This is a genomic window from Rhodococcus sp. OK519, from assembly GCF_003051005.1.
Taxonomy (GTDB): Bacteria; Actinomycetota; Actinomycetes; order Mycobacteriales; family Mycobacteriaceae; genus Prescottella.
In genome coordinates, this window is the sequence record NZ_QAOW01000001.1 from 51,118 (window position 1) to 66,249 (window position 15,132).

The 15,132-nt window shown below is 67.4% G+C and carries 13 protein-coding genes; 5 read left to right on the forward strand and 8 right to left on the reverse strand.

Annotated elements, in window-relative coordinates:
* Positions 1 to 156 precede the first annotated feature (156 nt).
* Both C8K36_RS00260 and C8K36_RS00265 read left to right on the forward strand, forming a co-directional pair.
* Positions 157 to 1,446 carry an adenylosuccinate synthase gene (locus C8K36_RS00260; protein ID WP_107982472.1) on the forward strand — a complete coding sequence of 430 codons (1,290 nt, stop codon included), beginning with the start codon at positions 157 to 159 and terminating at the stop codon, positions 1,444 to 1,446.
* 113 nt (positions 1,447 to 1,559) lie between these two features.
* Positions 1,560 to 2,171 carry a CG0192-related protein gene (locus C8K36_RS00265; protein ID WP_107982473.1) on the forward strand — a complete coding sequence of 204 codons (612 nt, stop codon included), beginning with the start codon at positions 1,560 to 1,562 and terminating at the stop codon, positions 2,169 to 2,171.
* Positions 2,172 to 2,187: 16 nt separating this feature from the next.
* Here C8K36_RS00265 and C8K36_RS00270 read toward each other — a convergent pair whose 3' ends face one another.
* Entirely contained in the window at positions 2,188 to 3,390 is a 1,203-nt protein-coding gene (locus C8K36_RS00270; protein ID WP_107982474.1) for an NAD(P)/FAD-dependent oxidoreductase, read from the reverse strand.
* A 195-nt stretch (positions 3,391 to 3,585) separates the two neighbouring features.
* On the opposite strand from C8K36_RS00270, the gene C8K36_RS00275 reads away from it, so the two are divergent.
* Entirely contained in the window at positions 3,586 to 4,950 is a 1,365-nt protein-coding gene (locus tag C8K36_RS00275) for an ammonium transporter (RefSeq protein ID WP_107982475.1), read from the forward strand.
* Between the two features lie 137 nt (positions 4,951 to 5,087).
* On the forward strand, positions 5,088 to 5,615 hold the full coding sequence (locus tag C8K36_RS00280; protein WP_107982476.1) for a GbsR/MarR family transcriptional regulator: 528 nt from the start codon (positions 5,088 to 5,090) through the stop codon (positions 5,613 to 5,615).
* On the opposite strand, the gene C8K36_RS00285 is transcribed toward C8K36_RS00280, so the two are convergent.
* The 4 genes from C8K36_RS00285 to C8K36_RS00300 form a co-directional block, all read right to left on the reverse strand.
* The gene (locus C8K36_RS00285) at positions 5,616 to 6,662 is read right to left on the reverse strand and encodes an iron-siderophore ABC transporter substrate-binding protein (RefSeq protein WP_107982477.1); all 1,047 of its coding nucleotides are present in this window, start codon (positions 6,660 to 6,662) and stop codon (positions 5,616 to 5,618) included. It abuts the gene before it with no gap.
* A 90-nt stretch (positions 6,663 to 6,752) separates the two neighbouring features.
* On the reverse strand, positions 6,753 to 7,400 hold the full coding sequence (locus tag C8K36_RS00290; RefSeq protein ID WP_107982478.1) for a helix-turn-helix domain-containing protein: 648 nt from the start codon (positions 7,398 to 7,400) through the stop codon (positions 6,753 to 6,755).
* Between the two features lie 52 nt (positions 7,401 to 7,452).
* Entirely contained in the window at positions 7,453 to 8,973 is a 1,521-nt protein-coding gene (locus C8K36_RS00295; RefSeq protein ID WP_107982479.1) for an amidohydrolase family protein, read from the reverse strand.
* Between the two features lie 43 nt (positions 8,974 to 9,016).
* The gene (locus C8K36_RS00300) at positions 9,017 to 10,492 is read right to left on the reverse strand and encodes a purine-cytosine permease family protein (protein WP_107982480.1); all 1,476 of its coding nucleotides are present in this window, start codon (positions 10,490 to 10,492) and stop codon (positions 9,017 to 9,019) included.
* 142 nt (positions 10,493 to 10,634) lie between these two features.
* Between C8K36_RS00300 and C8K36_RS00305 the strand changes: the two genes are divergently transcribed.
* Complete coding sequence (locus C8K36_RS00305) at positions 10,635 to 12,173, forward strand: PucR family transcriptional regulator (RefSeq protein WP_107982481.1); 1,539 nt, start codon at positions 10,635 to 10,637, stop codon at positions 12,171 to 12,173.
* A gap of 6 nt (positions 12,174 to 12,179) precedes the next feature.
* Here the strand turns inward: C8K36_RS00305 and C8K36_RS00310 are convergent, their stop codons facing one another.
* Genes C8K36_RS00310 through C8K36_RS00320 form a run of 3 tightly spaced genes read right to left on the reverse strand, consistent with a single transcriptional unit; the run spans position 12,180 to position 15,113 of the window.
* A complete protein-coding gene (locus tag C8K36_RS00310; RefSeq protein ID WP_107982482.1) occupies positions 12,180 to 13,505 on the reverse strand; it encodes an FMN-binding glutamate synthase family protein in 1,326 nt (441 codons plus the stop codon).
* Between the two features lie 25 nt (positions 13,506 to 13,530).
* The gene (locus C8K36_RS00315) at positions 13,531 to 14,229 is read right to left on the reverse strand and encodes a protein glxC (RefSeq protein ID WP_107982483.1); all 699 of its coding nucleotides are present in this window, start codon (positions 14,227 to 14,229) and stop codon (positions 13,531 to 13,533) included.
* Positions 14,217 to 15,113, reverse strand: a complete 897-nt coding sequence (locus C8K36_RS00320; RefSeq protein ID WP_107982484.1) for a class II glutamine amidotransferase — start codon at positions 15,111 to 15,113, stop codon at positions 14,217 to 14,219. The genes C8K36_RS00315 and C8K36_RS00320 overlap by 13 nt, the downstream gene beginning before the upstream one ends.
* Between the last annotated feature and the right edge of the window lie 19 nt (positions 15,114 to 15,132).

Consider the following 15,132-nt stretch of genomic DNA (forward strand, 5'->3'; position numbering starts at 1 on the left):
TCGGGGCGCTCGGAAGCCGGCTTCGGGCACACCGGGACACCTAGTGGGCTGGACGATGGTCGGTCTCGGCTAGACTGTGCGTCCGGCCACTGCCTACACCACGGCAGGAACCATGCAGCCGTTCAAGGCTGTACGTCGACCGTAGGAGACAGGGAAATGCCGGCAATCGTCCTCATCGGTGCCCAGTGGGGCGACGAAGGTAAGGGCAAAGCTACCGATCTACTGGGCGGACGCCTGCAGTGGGTAGTGCGGTACCAGGGCGGCAACAATGCCGGCCACACCGTGGTCCTTCCGAATGGCGACAAGTTCGCGCTGCATCTCATTCCGTCGGGCATCCTCACGCCGGGCGTCACGAATGTGATCGGCAACGGTGTCGTGGTGGATCCGGGCGTTCTGCTGCAGGAACTGGCGGGCCTCGAGGAGCGCGGCGTCGACACCAGCGGGCTGCTGATCAGCGCCGATGCGCACCTCATCATGCCGTACCACGTGGCCATCGACAAGGTCACCGAGCGTTTCCTCGGTGCCAAGAAGATCGGCACCACGGGTCGCGGTATCGGACCCTGCTACCAGGACAAGATCGCGCGTGTCGGTGTCCGCGTGGCCGATGTCCTGGACGAGAAGATCCTCACCCAGAAGGTCGAGGCAGCCCTGGAGTTCAAGAACCAGGTGCTCGTCAAGATCTACAACCGCAAGGCCCTCGACCCGCAGCAGGTGGTCGACGAGGTCCTGACGCAGGCCGCCGGCTTCAAGCACCGGATCGCCGACACCCGTCTGCAGCTCAACGAGGCGCTCGAGCGCGGCGAGACCGTGCTGCTCGAGGGTTCGCAGGGCACGCTGCTCGACGTCGATCACGGCACCTACCCGTACGTGACGTCGTCCAACCCGACGTCCGGTGGCGCCTCGGTCGGCTCCGGTATCGGCCCCACCAAGATCGAGACGGTCCTCGGCATCCTCAAGGCCTACACCACGCGCGTCGGCTCGGGCCCGTTCCCGACCGAGTTGTTCGACGAGTTCGGTGAGTACCTGGCCGTCAAGGGCGGCGAGGTCGGTGTCACCACCGGTCGCGCCCGCCGCACCGGCTGGTTCGACGCCGTGATCGCCCGTTACGCGACCCGCGTCAACGGCATCACCGACTTCTTCCTCACCAAGCTCGACGTGCTGTCGAGCCTGGAGACCATCCCGATCTGTGTCGCGTACGACGTGGACGGTGTGCGCGTCGACGAGATGCCGATGACGCAGACCGACATCCACCACGCCAAGCCGATCTACGAGGAGATGCCGGGCTGGTCGGAGGACATCTCGGGGGCTCGCACCTTCGAGGAGTTGCCGGTCGCTGCGCAGAACTACGTGCTGCGGCTCGAGGAGCTGTCGGGTGCGCGCATCTCGTGCATCGGCGTCGGCCCGGGCCGTGACGAGACCATCGTCCGCCACGACATCCTGGCGTAGCTCTCCCCGCTCTCTGTATGTGTGGCCGAATGTCACATGCGTTCAGTTGGACTGAACGCATGTGACATTCGGCGTTTCGGGGCTGTGAGGTTCTCGGCGGTTAACATCGGGGCATGGCCCTCCTCTACGCGGCACAGCTCTCACCCACCAAACCGGAACTGATCGCGGCGTGGCTTCCGTCCGCGCCGTACTACTCCGGCGAGACGCCCACGATCGAGCCGATCGGGGCGTACCGATTCGACGACCCGGACGGTGAGGTCGGCATCGAGACGCACCTGGTGCGCGACGCCGACGGCGCGGTGTACCAAGTGCCGCTGACGTATCGGTCGGCGGCACTGCCCGGCGCGCGCCTCGTCGGCGAGATGGATCACTCCGTGCTCGGTCGCCGTTACGTGTACGACGCGACCACCGACCCGGTCTATGTGCAGCAGTTGCTGGCCACCGTGCACGAGGGCGGTCGCGAGGCCGATCAGTTCGTCCACGTCGACGGCGCCGAGCCCGAGAAGATCGACGGCACCGCCCACGTACGGGGCACCGGTTCGGCCGATGGCCGGACGCCGGCCGTCACGGACGTTCGAGTCGTCGCCGACGGCACCGACACCGTGATCGAGGCGGGCGAGGTCACCGTCGTCGTGCATCACCGGCCGGCCCAGGGTGAGCCGGACGGCCCGGCACTGCTCGGCGAATGGGATGGCGGCACCGGCGTGTTCGCCGCGGTGCGCTGACATTCGGCCGAGCGGATCAGCGCATCTCGCCGGCCCCGGCGTACGGGTGCAGGCTGACCAGGGGCTTGCCCTCGTCGAAGCGGCTGTAGCGGAAGTCGTTTCCGTCCACCGCGGCATCGCTGCTGATGCCGTCGAGCAGGAGGTCGGTGGCCAGGCGGCCGACGGCGGGGGAGATCTTGAATCCGTGGCCGCTGAACCCGACGGCCAGGAACAGTCCGTCGACGGGGGAGGGCCCGATGATCGGGTTGTAGTCGGGGGTGATGTCGTAGCAACCCGCGTACGACGACGCGAGTCGCGGATCCGGCATGCCGGGCAGGATCCGGTCGAGCTTGCCGATCGCGGTCTCGACGAAGCCGTCGGTCGCACGGTTGAGGTAGGCGTCCGGGTCGGCGATCTCGGGTGCCGAGTGGTCGCTGTTGCCGACCAGTAGATGACCGTTCGGTTCGCGTCGAATGTACTGCAGGTTCACCAGATCCGAGAACGTCGGGACGTCGGGGGTCGGCTCTCCCTGGTCCACGAGCACCAACTGCTCGCGCTGCGCGCGGATCGGCAGGTGCACGCCCACGGTTGAGGCCAGGGCAGGGCTCCACACGCCGGTCGCGAGTACGACGGTGTCGCACAGGATCTCGGTGCCGTCGTCGCACAGGACGCCGCGCACGCCGCCGAGTTCGTCGCTCACGAGTCGAACGACGTCGGTGGACTGCCGGATGCGCACTCCGAGTGCTCGAGCGCGGGTGCCGTACGCCATGCCGGTCATGTAGGCGTCGCCGTGTCCGCCGAGCGGTTCGTACGCGAAGCCGGCGAAGTCGTCGAGATGGATTCCGGGCCAAAGCGATCGGACGGTGTCGGCGTCGATCAGGTCGACGGGCACCCCCAGTCCGCGATGCATCTCGACATTGGCGTGCAGCGGCGTCAGGTTGTCCTCGTCGACGCCGACGATGTACCCGGTCTGCCGGAATCCGATGTCGGTTCCGAAGATCTCCTCGGCGCGGGTGAACACCTCGACGCCGTACCACGCCATCGCCGCCAAGGACGGAACTCCGTAGTGGCACCGAACGATTCCGCTCGACTTGCCGGTCATCCCGGCGCAGAGGGTGTCCCGTTCGAGCACCATCACGTCGGACTCGCCGCGTTCGGCGAGTTGCCACGCGATCGCCAGTCCCTCCAGTCCCCCGCCCACGATCACGATCCGTGCGCGCTCCGTCGCGTTGCCTGCCATCTCCGACCTCCGATCCCAGTGGTTTCTTGATGATGGACAGTGTTGCATGAAGTGAAACAGACGCAACCCCTGAATGCTGTGCGAACCCTGTTACGCACTGTTCACAGCAGCTACTTGCAGGCCTTACAGCCGCCGTTCACTCTCGGATGACCTCGATTCCCCGTGTAAGACGGGCCGACACAAGGGTGGGCAGATATGGAGCAGGCACTCGCGGCCGCCGATACCGCATGGTTACTGGCGGCGTTCACTTTTGTTGCGTTGATGATCCCCGGGCTCGCGCTTTTCTACGGCGGCATGGTGAGCATTCGCAACTCGCTCAACATGATGATGATGACGTTCGGCTCGTTCGCCGTCGTCGGTGTGCTGTGGGTGCTCTTCGGCTACTCCACGGTTCTCGGTAACTCGTTGGGCGGCTTGGGTATTCTCGGCGATCCCTTCGAGTTCGTCGGCCTCGGACAGCTCCTCGAACCGGCCGCCGAGCCCGGTCTGCCGCCCGCTCTGGTGGCGGGATTCCAGATGCTGTTCGCGGCCATCACCGTCGCCCTCATCTCGGGTGCACTGGCCGATCGCATCAAGTTCGGTTCCTGGTTGCTGTTCGCCGGCCTGTGGGTCACGCTCGTGTACTTCCCGGTGGCGCACTGGGTATTCGCGTTCGACTCCGACGACGGCAGCGTGATCGGCGGCTGGATCGCGAACAAGCTGGGGGCCATCGACTTCGCGGGTGGCACGGCGGTCCACATCAACGCCGGTATCGCGGCGCTGGCCATGGTGCTGGTGCTGGGGAAGCGTCACGCCTTCCCGAACATGCCGCGACCGCACAATCTTCCGTTGACGTTGCTGGGCGCAGGCATCCTGCTCTTCGGCTGGTTCGGCTTCAACGGTGGTTCGGCCCTGGCTGCCGACAACGCGGCGTCCGTCGTGGTCCTCAACACCGTGACGGCCGCGTGTGCCGGCATCTGCGGGTGGCTGCTGGTGGAGCGTCTGCGTGAGGGGCGGCCGACGTCGCTCGGTGCGGCGTCCGGTCTCATCGCGGCACTGGTCGCGATCACGCCGGCGTGTGGCGCGGTGTCCCCGATCGGGGCCCTGTTGATCGGTGCGGCCGCAGGTGGCCTGTGCTGCTTCGCGGTGTCGCTCAAGTTCCGCCTCGGCTACGACGACGCCCTCGACGTCGTCGGTATCCACCTGGTCGGCGGCATTCTCGGCACGCTGCTGATCGGCCTGCTCGCCACCGAGGATGCCCCCAACGGTGTCTCCGGACTGTTCTACGGCGGGGGTTTCGGTCTCCTGGGTAAGCAGGCGCTGGCAGTCGTTGTGGTGCTTGCCTACTCGTTCGCGGTGACGTGGATCATCGCGAAGGGTATTCAGGCCACGCTGGGTCTGCGGGTGCGGCCGGAGGACGAGCACGAGGGCCTCGACGTCACAGAGCACGGCGAGACCGCGTACGTCACCGAGACGATTGCCGTCACGGTGTCGGGTTCGGGCCCGGTGGATCCGACCGCCGTCGCGGATGCCGCCGAGGTGCTGGCCAGTCGGGTCGCGGCCACGGAGCAGCGCACGTAGCGGCGCCGCTCCCGTGAGTCACACGACCGTTGTCCGTCGTCATGCGGCGGACAACGGTCGTGTTGTCGTCGTATGCCTTCGCGTCGGCATAATGTTCGTCGGCAGGGTTGTGCGAGTGACGGGGTTTCGAGGCGGGCATGAGCGAGGGCGGCAACACCGACGGCGGAGGTCCCGCGACCGGTGAGGACTTCTCGGGGTGGTTCGTCGAGCGGTTCGCCGACTACTGGCAGTCGGTTGGAGCGTCCCGGATCGAGGGCCGCATCGCCGGATACCTGCTCATCGACGAGTCGCCCGGGGTGACGGCCGAGGAGCTCGCGACCCGACTGGATGCCAGTCGCGGGTCGGTGTCGACCTATGTGCGGCGGCTGATCGATCGCGGCTTCGTCAAGCTGATTCGCAGACCGCGCGACCGAACCCACTATTACGCAATGGATTCGGACGTGTGGGGCGGCTTCCTCGAGAACGAGCACGCGTACCTGGAGAACCAGCGCCGCCTGGCAACGGAGGCCCTCGCGCACACCGATCCGCAGGGGCCGGCGCACATTCGCGTGTTGAACATGCGGGACTACATGGGGTGGATCATCGACAACCGGATGCTCCGCAGCGAGTGGAACCGGTTCAAGGCCGAGCGCGACGGCGGAGCATCCGATCGTGACGGTGCCTGACTAGTTGGTCGCCGCGGGCTGGTCGAGCTTGGCGATCGCCTCGTCGATCATCGGGACGTAGCGCTCGAGCGTCCACGGGACGGTCAGCGGGTTGATGATCGACGATCCGGTGACGAACGATTGGTTCGTCGGCGCGACAACGGACCCGCGGGCGACGGCGGGGATCTGCGCGTAGACGGGCTGAGCCTCGGTCTCGGCGCGGTTGGCCGGGTCGGAGTAGAACGTGAACAGCAGGTCGGAGTCCTTCAGCAGGTTCGCGTTCTCGAGGCCGATCACCGCCGAGTCGGTGCCGTCGGTCTCGGGCAGGGTGTTCACGATCGGGTCGACCTGAAGGCCGAGGGCGCGCACCATCGCGACGCGCTGCTCGTCGGGGAAGAACACGCCGAGGGTGGCCAGGCCGGTGTTGTAGATGTAGGAGAACGAGACGTCCGCGTACTCGGGATGCGCGGCGGTGGCAGCGGCGAACTGCGCCTTGACCTTTGCGATCTCCTGGTCGGCCTCGGCGGACTTGCCCATCGCCTTGCCGATCACCTTCATCTGGTCCTCCCACGTGGTCGTCCAGGCCTTCTCGGCGTACGCGACGGTGGGGGCGAGGGCGCTCAGTGCGTCGTACTGCTGCTGCGTCACGCCCGACCACGGCGCGAGGATGAGGTCCGGATCGAGCTTGGCGACGGCCTCGATGTCGATCTCGCTGCCGCCGGTGAACTGCACCGGCAACTCCGCACCGCGTTCGGTGACCGCGTCGTGGATCCACGGGAGGTAGCCGGTGTCGTCGCTGCCCCACTCGTACGCCTCGATGCCCACCGGCACGGTGCCCAGGGCGATCGCGGTCTCCGCGGAGCCCTGGCCCAGCGTGACGATCCGCTCGGGCTGCTCGGTGATCACCGCCGTGCCGAGGGCGTGCTCGATCGTGACCGTCTCGAAGTCGGTGCTGCCCGGCGCTGCCTCCGGTTCGCTCGAACTGCAGCCGGTGAGTGCGACGGCCGCGGCCACGAGGCCGGACAACAGGGCGGACCGGCGGGCGGTCCGTGATCGAGCGAATCTCATGGAGGGGCCTTTCGACACGACGACGATGCGCCGGTGAGCATAGGCTTACCTTCGCTGAGATTTCAACTCAAATGAAAGTTCGTGCGGTCGTCACTCTTGGTGGTTGTCGGGATATGCGGTGACGGCGAGGAAGCGGATGGGTAGCTGGACCAGCGCGTTCGGGCCGTGCAGTCCCTCACCGTCGAGCAGCAGCGAGTCGCCGGGCTTCAGCCGGTACTCGCTCTCCCCGTGGCCGTAGACCATCTCGCCCTCGAGCATGTAGATCAGCTCGGTGCCGGGGTGCTGGAAGAGCGGGAACACCTCGCTGGCGTTGGTGAGCGTGACGAGCACCGGTTCGAGGCGCTTGTGCTGCCCGCGCAGCGCGCCCAGGAGTTCGTAGTGGTGGCCGACGCGGGTGCCGCGGCCCACGATCACCGCTCCGCTGCCGGACTCGACGAACACCGCGTCGCGCGTGGTGTCGGCGCCGCGGAACAGTGATGTCACCGGGACGTCCAGTCCTACCGCCAGGCGGGCGAGCGTCGACAGGCTGCATGACGTCTGCGCATTCTCGATCTTGGACAGCATCGCCTTGGAGATGCCCACCTTGGCGGCCATGTCGCCCACCGACAACCCGCTCGCCAGGCGCAGCTTGCGGACCTGTGCGGCGATGACGCGCTCGAGATCGACGCCCGTCGGGGTGTCGGCCGGCACCTCCCGCTCGGTGGTGTCGCGGTGCACGGGGCGCTCGGTCGGACTCATTGCCCCACAGTAGCGCCCCGTCCACTGGCAGTGGACGGGGCGCAGTGCCGAGCTAGACGAGCCAGGCGCGTTCGTCGCCGCTGAACCTGTCGATCGGGGCGGGGGCGCTCATCGCGCGGTTGTACATCCGGGTCAGAGCGCCGGTGAGCACGCTGTTGTCCGCGTCCAGCCGGTCCTGCCACGCGATGATGTCGGCGAGCCGCTCGTTCAGTTCGGCGCGGACCGCCGCTTCGTCGACGGTGGTGACCTCGCCGCCGTCCACGACGACACGGCCGGCCACGATGACCGTCTCGATCGAGGAACCGTTCTCCGAATAGACGAGCTGATGGTCGAGCTTCTGCCGGGGCGTGAACGCCATCGTCTCGAGGTCGTAGATCACCAGGTCTGCCTGCTTTCCGACCTCGATCGACCCGACGGTGTCCTGCAACACCGCGGTGCGGGCGCCGTCGATCGTGCCGGCGCGCAGTACCTCGTCCACGCGTGGCCATGCCGTGAAATCAGGTGTCGTCACCTTGTGCAGGAGAGCGGCGGTCTTGACGACGTCGAGCATCCGCGGTGAGTCACTGCTCGAGCAGCCGTCCGTGCCCAGCCCGAGGTTGACTCCTGCGTCGCGCAGCTTGCGCCACGCCGCGATTCCGGAGCCGAGTTTGAGGTTCGAGATCGGATTGTGCGAGATCGACGTTCCCGCATCGGCGACCATCGCCATGTCATCTTCGGTCAGCCAGATGCCGTGCGCCAGTGTCGTGTTGGGGGACAGCGCGCCGATCTCGTGCATGTACGACACGAGTGACTTCCCGTGCATCTCGGTGCCGGTGACGAGTTGGGTCTTGGTTTCGAGGACGTGGATGTGGCATTCGGCGCCGTATCGGCGCGCCAGCTCGGTGGCCCCCACGAGGACGTCCTCTCCGCACCGCTGCGGCGCGGACGGCGCGACCATGTAGCGCAACCGTCCGTCGCCCCAGCCGTGGTACTGCTCGAAGGCCTTGCGGCTGAAGTCGAGGTACTCGTCGGCCGTGGGTACCGACCGGGACCGCAGCTCGGTGACGATCGACTCGGGCAGGTACTCGGCCGCGAACGGCAGCGTATCGAGGTACGGCTTGCTGATGACGTGCCCGGAGATGTTGGCGCGGATGCCGATCTCCTCGTATGCGTCGAACACCGCGGAAAGTTGCGCCCAGTCCTGGCCGGGATTCTCGAGCACGTCGTCGACGACGGTGGTGACGCCGGCCTTGAGGGACTCGATGGCGAAGAGCGTGCTGCGCAGGCGCACGAGTTCGGGCTCGACGCGGCTGTCCCCGAGGACCGGGTAGGCCTGTGCCAGCCATAGTTCGAGCGGCAGATTGTCGTATCGCGCCTTGTAGAACATCTCCCAGGAGTGGGTGTGCGCGTTGACGAATCCGGGCGACACCAGCCGATCCCGTCCATCGATCACCCGGTCGCCGTCGACCGGGTGCAGATCGGACCCGATCGCGGTGATGACGCCGTCCTCGATGCGGATGCTGCGCACCACCGGCCCGGAGCCCGTGATGCCGTCCATGGTGATGACGTGTGCGTTGCGGATGAAGATTCCCATGTGACTTCCTGATTCGGATCGGGCGGGGGCGGCGGGACGGGTGTCAGGCGGTGGGTGCAAGGGGCGCGGGAGCGTTGTCGGGTGCCGTCGTCGCCTGGACTTCCTGTTGACGAATGATCCACTGCTTGTGTGATTTTCGGGCGAGAAGGTAGTAGGTGAGGCCGGCGGCGACGCTGCCCGCGAGCCACGAGACGTCGAATCCGCCCAATGCGCGCGACCCGAACCCCTGCAGCGCCGGCACCGCGCCGTTGAGGAACATCCAGGTGCAGACCACCCCTACCGCGAAGGCGAACAGGGCCTTGCCGTTCACGTCGGGCAAACGCTTCGAGCCCACCGCATCGAAGAGGTGATCGAAGCGTCGGGTCCGGCGCTCGAAGACGTAGTAGTGCACCAGCATGATCGCGCCCCACGTCGCGACCCAGCCGACGACGCCGACCAGCCACGAGTCGAGAGTCTGAGCGGCGTCCTCCTGGAAGACGAAGAACACTGCGGCGGCCAGGGCCAGCACGCCGACGACGAGGTTGAGCTTGCGGCGACCGACCTTGATGTCGAGAGCCTGTGCGGCGACGCTGAAGCTGTAGACGTTGAGCACATTCGTGGCGATGGGGCCGTGCAGCACCAACAACAGCACGGGGATGGCCATTGCGCCGAAGTTCTCGACGATCAACTGCCCGGGATCGACCGATCCGTTCTTCGTCGCCAGGGTCGCGCCGAGGACTCCGAGCCACACGACCGGGATGAACTGCCCGAGCGCGCTCACAAGGTACAGCTTCTTCCGCGGCACGCTCGTGCTGACGAACCGGGAGTAGTCCGCGGCGTACGTCAGCCAGGTCAGTCCCCAGCCGATGCCGATCGCCGTCATCACCCCGGACATCGCGACGATCCGCTCGGTGCCGCTCAGGGCAGTGCCTTCCGGACCTGCGTAGCTCCAGTCGATGTCGAGCTGGAACCAGGCGACCACGGACATCAGCACGAGAACGACCACCGTCGGCGGCACCGTCCAGCGTTCGAAGGCTGAAATGGCCTTGTAGCCGGCCATCGAGACGGCCACCTGGATCGCCATGATGACGAACGCGACGCCGATCTTCCAGCCGACGTTGGACGCGGCCGGATCGACCCAGCCGAGTTCACCGAACAGGGCCATGACCAGGTCGAGCACGATCCAGGTGTTGACGGCGCACCAGCCGATGACGACGACTGCCTGGATCGCCGACGGGAGGTAGTTGCCGCGTCGGCCGAACACCGATCGTCCGAGGAGCATCCCGGTGGTTCCGGTGCGCTGGCCGAGCAGGACGAACAGCCCGAAGACGGCCATGCCGATCAGATTGCCGAGGACCAGAACGGTGAGGGTGTCGGCCAGCCCCAGACCCATGCTGATCCCCAGCGCCCCGAGCACCCAGTTGATCGGGGCGATGTTGGCGCCCGCCCAGATCCAGAACTGACCGGACAGGTGCGTCGTGCGTTGGCCTTCGGGTATCGGCTGCAACGATTCCTCGACGTCGTGGGTGGTTGCACTCACGGTGGACTCCCTCGATGACGACGCCCGGGAATCCCGAACGTGGAGGCTTGGTTACCTACGGTCACGAGCCTGCGCGTCGACTGTTTCGCGGGACGTTACGCAATGTAAGTCGCACGTAACACGCGGTGGACAAAATGTCGTCATGGATCTTCGTGAGGCCCTGGACGACGTGTACCTGTTCGCGGCGCGGCCGAAGTTCGTCGCCGCCGCGGGTGCCGTCCACCGCAACATCCGTTGGGTGCACGCGACCGAGCAGATCGACATCGCCCCACTACTCAGGGGCGGTGAGCTGATCCTCATGGAGGGCGTCAACCTGGTCGGTTGTTCGGGAGACGAGTTGAAGGACTACGTCGACACCCTCGTCGCGGCCGACGTCGCCGGTCTCGCCGTCGAGCCCACGGAGCAGCTCGGGACCATTCCGGCGCCGCTGATCGAACATGCCGAGCAGATCGGGTTTCCCGTAGTTCTCCTGCGTCATCGGGTGCCGTTCGTGCAGATCTGCGAGAGCATCAACAGCCAGCTCTCCGACTCCTCACTACGCAGACTGCAGATTGCGGACCGGATGTCGCGGGTGCTGTCCGCGTCGATCGAGGAACCCGCAGCGGTGGACGCGATCCTCGCGGCGCTGAGCCGGGAAACGCGTTCCGAGGTGACGTTGAGGTCGATGTCGGGTGAGTCGATCGGCCGGGCCGGACCCGTGCTCGCGCACGACGCGGTCACCGCATTCGATGCACCCGTCGCGTTCGGCGGTACCGTCGTCGCGACGTTGACCCTGTTCCCGGCGCACGACGCCGACATCTATCTGATCAGCGCGGGAATCGAGCGTGCACCGGAGATCCTGGCCATCGCGCTGCTCAGCACCCGGCCGCCGACAACGGAGGAACGACTGCGCACGCGCTTCTTCTCCCTCCTCACGACAGCGGACCATCCGCCTTCCGACCTGTTCGTGCAGCTCGACGGGATCGCCGAACGGCTGGGCCTCGCGGCGGACAGCGCCTATCTCTCGCTGCTGGTGGAGTACGACGACGAGGTGTCGATCGGGATGGTGCAGGCCGCCGTCGAGGCGTCCAGCCGGACGCACATCGGCCAACTGGTGGGGAAGGAGTATCTGGCGGTTCTCGAGTTCGACCGATGGACCACGATGGAAACAGAACGGGCGCAGTTGATGTCGAGACTGGTGCGGGGCCCGTCGCGCGCTCGGTCTGTCGTGGTCGGCCCCGGTGCCAGGAACCGGCACGGAATCCGGCAATGCATGGCGGAGACCAGAACCACGCGCTCCTTGCACCGCGAGCACAGCGACGGCGCGGTGTTCGACGCCCGGGATTACGCTGTGGCGCGGCTGTTGACCGGGCTGCCCGACGACGGCACGCTCGCCGACTTCGTCGACGACCAGATCGGTGAGTTGCTGCGCCGCGACCGGGAGCGCCACGGCGAGCTGTTCGAGACGTTGCTCGCGTACGTGACCAACTGGGGGAGCAAGACCGAGACGGCGCGGGCACTCGGGATCCAGCGGCAGACCCTCTACCAGCGGCTGGACCGACTGCTCGCCGTGCTGGGACCGCTGCCTGCGGGATCGGCCCGTATCCCGGGCGTGGTGACCGCGGTGTTCCTCGAGCACGCCGCGCGACAACGCCGCGGGGCCCCACCGTCGCAGCGACGGCGGGGCGCCGGGCGAGGGTGAGGCGTCTCAGAGCTGTCCCGGAATCCAGGTCGTTCCGGCCAGGGGCACCCGAGCCATGGCCGACGCCTCGATGGTCAGCGCGACGAGGTCCTGCGGTTCGAGGTTGCGCAGGTGCGACTTGCCGCACGCGCGGGCGAGAGTCTGGGCCTCCATCGTCAGCACTCGCAGGTAGTTCGCGAGCCGGCGTCCGCCCTCGACCGGGTCGAAGTTCTTCTGCAACTCCGGATCCTGCGTCGTGATGCCGGCGGGGTCGAGTCCGGCCTGGAAGTCGTCGTAGAAGCCGGCCGACGACCCGAGCGCCTCGTACTGCTTCTGGAAACGAGGGTGGTTGTCGCCCAGCGCGATCAGGGCCGCGGTGCCGATCGCCACCGCATCCGCGCCGAGGGCCATTGCCTTCGCGACGTCGGCGCCCGAGCGGATGCCGCCGGAGACGATGAGCTGGACCCCGCCCGGTGTCCGGTGCACACCCATCTCCTGCAGAGCCTGCACCGCCTGCGGGATCGCGGCCAGCGTCGGGATGCCGACGTGCTCGATGAACACGTCCTGCGTGGCCGCCGTGCCGCCCTGCATGCCGTCGACCACGACAACGTCGGCGCCGGCCTTCACCGCGAGCTTGACGTCGTAGTACGTGCGGGTGGCGCCGACCTTGACGTAGATCGGCTTCTCCCAGCCGGTGATCTCGCGGAGTTCGATGATCTTGATGGCGAGGTCGTCCGGCCCGGTCCAGTCGGGGTGGCGGCACGCGCTGCGCTGGTCGACGCCGACCGGAAGCGTGCGCATGCCGGCGACCCGGTCGGTGATCTTCTGGCCCAACAGCATTCCGCCGCCACCCGGCTTGGCGCCTTGGCCCAGCACGATCTCGATGGCGTCGGCCTTGCGGAGGTCGTCGGGGTTCATGCCGTACCGCGACGGCAGGTACTGGTAGACCAGGTGCTTGGACTGGCCGCGCTCCTCGGGCGTCATGCCGCCGTCGCCGGTCGTGGTGGAGGTGCCGACCTCGCCGGCCCCGCGCCCGAGGGCCTCCTTCGCCCGCCCGGACAGCGCGCCGAAGCTCATGCCCGCGATGGTGATCGGGATATCCAGGTGCAGTGGGTGCTTCGCGTGCCGATCGCCGAGCACGATGTCGGTGTCGCAGCGTTCGCGGTAGCCCTCGAGCGGGTAGCGGGACATCGAGGCCCCGAGAAACAGCAGGTCGTCGAAGTGCGGGAGTCTGCGCTTGGCGCCCCAGCCGCGGATGTCGTAGATGCCGGTCTCGGCGGCGCGCTGGATCTCGTGGATGACGTCGCGGTCGAACGTCGCGGATTCGCGCAGACCGGGGGTGTGCGTGGTCATGGGGGCCTCCTGGGGATGGCGCGCGTCAGTACGCTGCGGCGTTGTCGACGTGGAAGTTGTAGAGCGTGCGGGCCGAGCCGTAGCGGGTGAACTCGGCGGGGTCGGCGTCGAATCCGGCGGCGTCCAGGAGTTCCCGCAACTCGGCCAGGTGTTCGACGCGGATCTCCTTCTTGATGCAGTCGGCGCCCAGCGAGGCGACGGTGCCGCGCACGTAGATGCGGGCCTCGTACAGCGAATCACCCAGCGCTTCACCGGCGTCACCGAGGACGACGAGCCGTCCGGCCTGGCCCATGAAGGCGCTCATGTGGCCGATGCTGCCGCCGACGACGATGTCGACGCCCTTCATCGAGATGCCGCAGCGGGCGGCGGCGTTGCCCTCGATGACGAGCAGACCGCCGTGTGCGGTGGCCCCCGCGGACTGCGACGCGTCGCCGGTGACGTGGACGCTGCCGGACATCATGTTCTCGGCGACGCCGACACCGGCGTTGCCGACGATCGTGACGCTCGCGTGCTGGTTCATGCCGGCCGCGTAGTAGCCGACGTGCCCCTCGACGCGTACGTCGATGGGTGCGTCCAGTCCGCACGCGAGGGCATGTGCGCCGGCCGGTTCGACGACGGTGACCGACACCGGGGCCGTGGTTGACTGCAGGGCCGCGTTGAGGGTGCGGGTGCCGATGGATGAGACGTCGTACATGGTGGTCGGGACGGCGGTCAGCGGTGCCATACGTAAACCTCTTCCGGTTCCGGTTCGAAGATGCGGGCGGCGGCGATACCGGGCAGTCCGGCGAGCGCGCGGTACTCGGACGCCATCGCGACGTAGTCGCGGTGTTCGGCGATGATCGCGGGCTTGCACGCGATCGGGTCGCGCACCACGGCGAACGAGTCCTGTGTGGACACGAGCAGTGTGTAGAAGCCGTCGAACCGTTCGCCGAGCAGACGCAGGGCCTTCTCCAGGTCGACGCCCTCGGCGAGTTGCTTCGCGACGAAGCGGGCGCCCACCTCGGTGTCGTTCTCGCTGTCGAACGCAACGCCCTCGGCCTCGAGTTCACGCTTGATGCTCAGATGGTTGGAGAACGAGCCGTTGTGTACCAGGCACTGATCGGGGCCCACTGCGAACGGGTGCGAACCCGCTGCGGTGACGGCGGATTCGGTCGCCATGCGGGTGTGCGCGACGCCCTGCCAACCCGAGGCGGCGGGCAGCCCGAACCGGTGGGCGAGGTCCACCGGATCACCCATGCCCTTGAGTACCGTGACGTCGTCGCCGAACCCGATGAGGATCGCGTCCGGCGCCTCGCCGAGTGCCGCATCCGCGAGCGCCGGCGCCGGAACCGGGGCGTGCAGAAGCGTGTTCGTGCCCACTTCGATGCCGGCCACGGCGACACCCAGCGCACTGCCGACTGCGGTGGCCAGCGACTCCGCCGGGACGCCGACGCCCAGCAGCGACACCGTCGCGTGCGCTGCCGGAGACCACGTCGGGTCCCCGTAGATGGCCATGCCGGCCGAGTCCGGTCCGCGGTCGACCATCTGGTCGAGCATCCCGGTGAGCAGCTCACCGAGATGCGGATACAGCGAAGGCTCCCGCAGATGGAGCCCGACGATTCCGCACATGTGTTGTCTCCCTTGATTC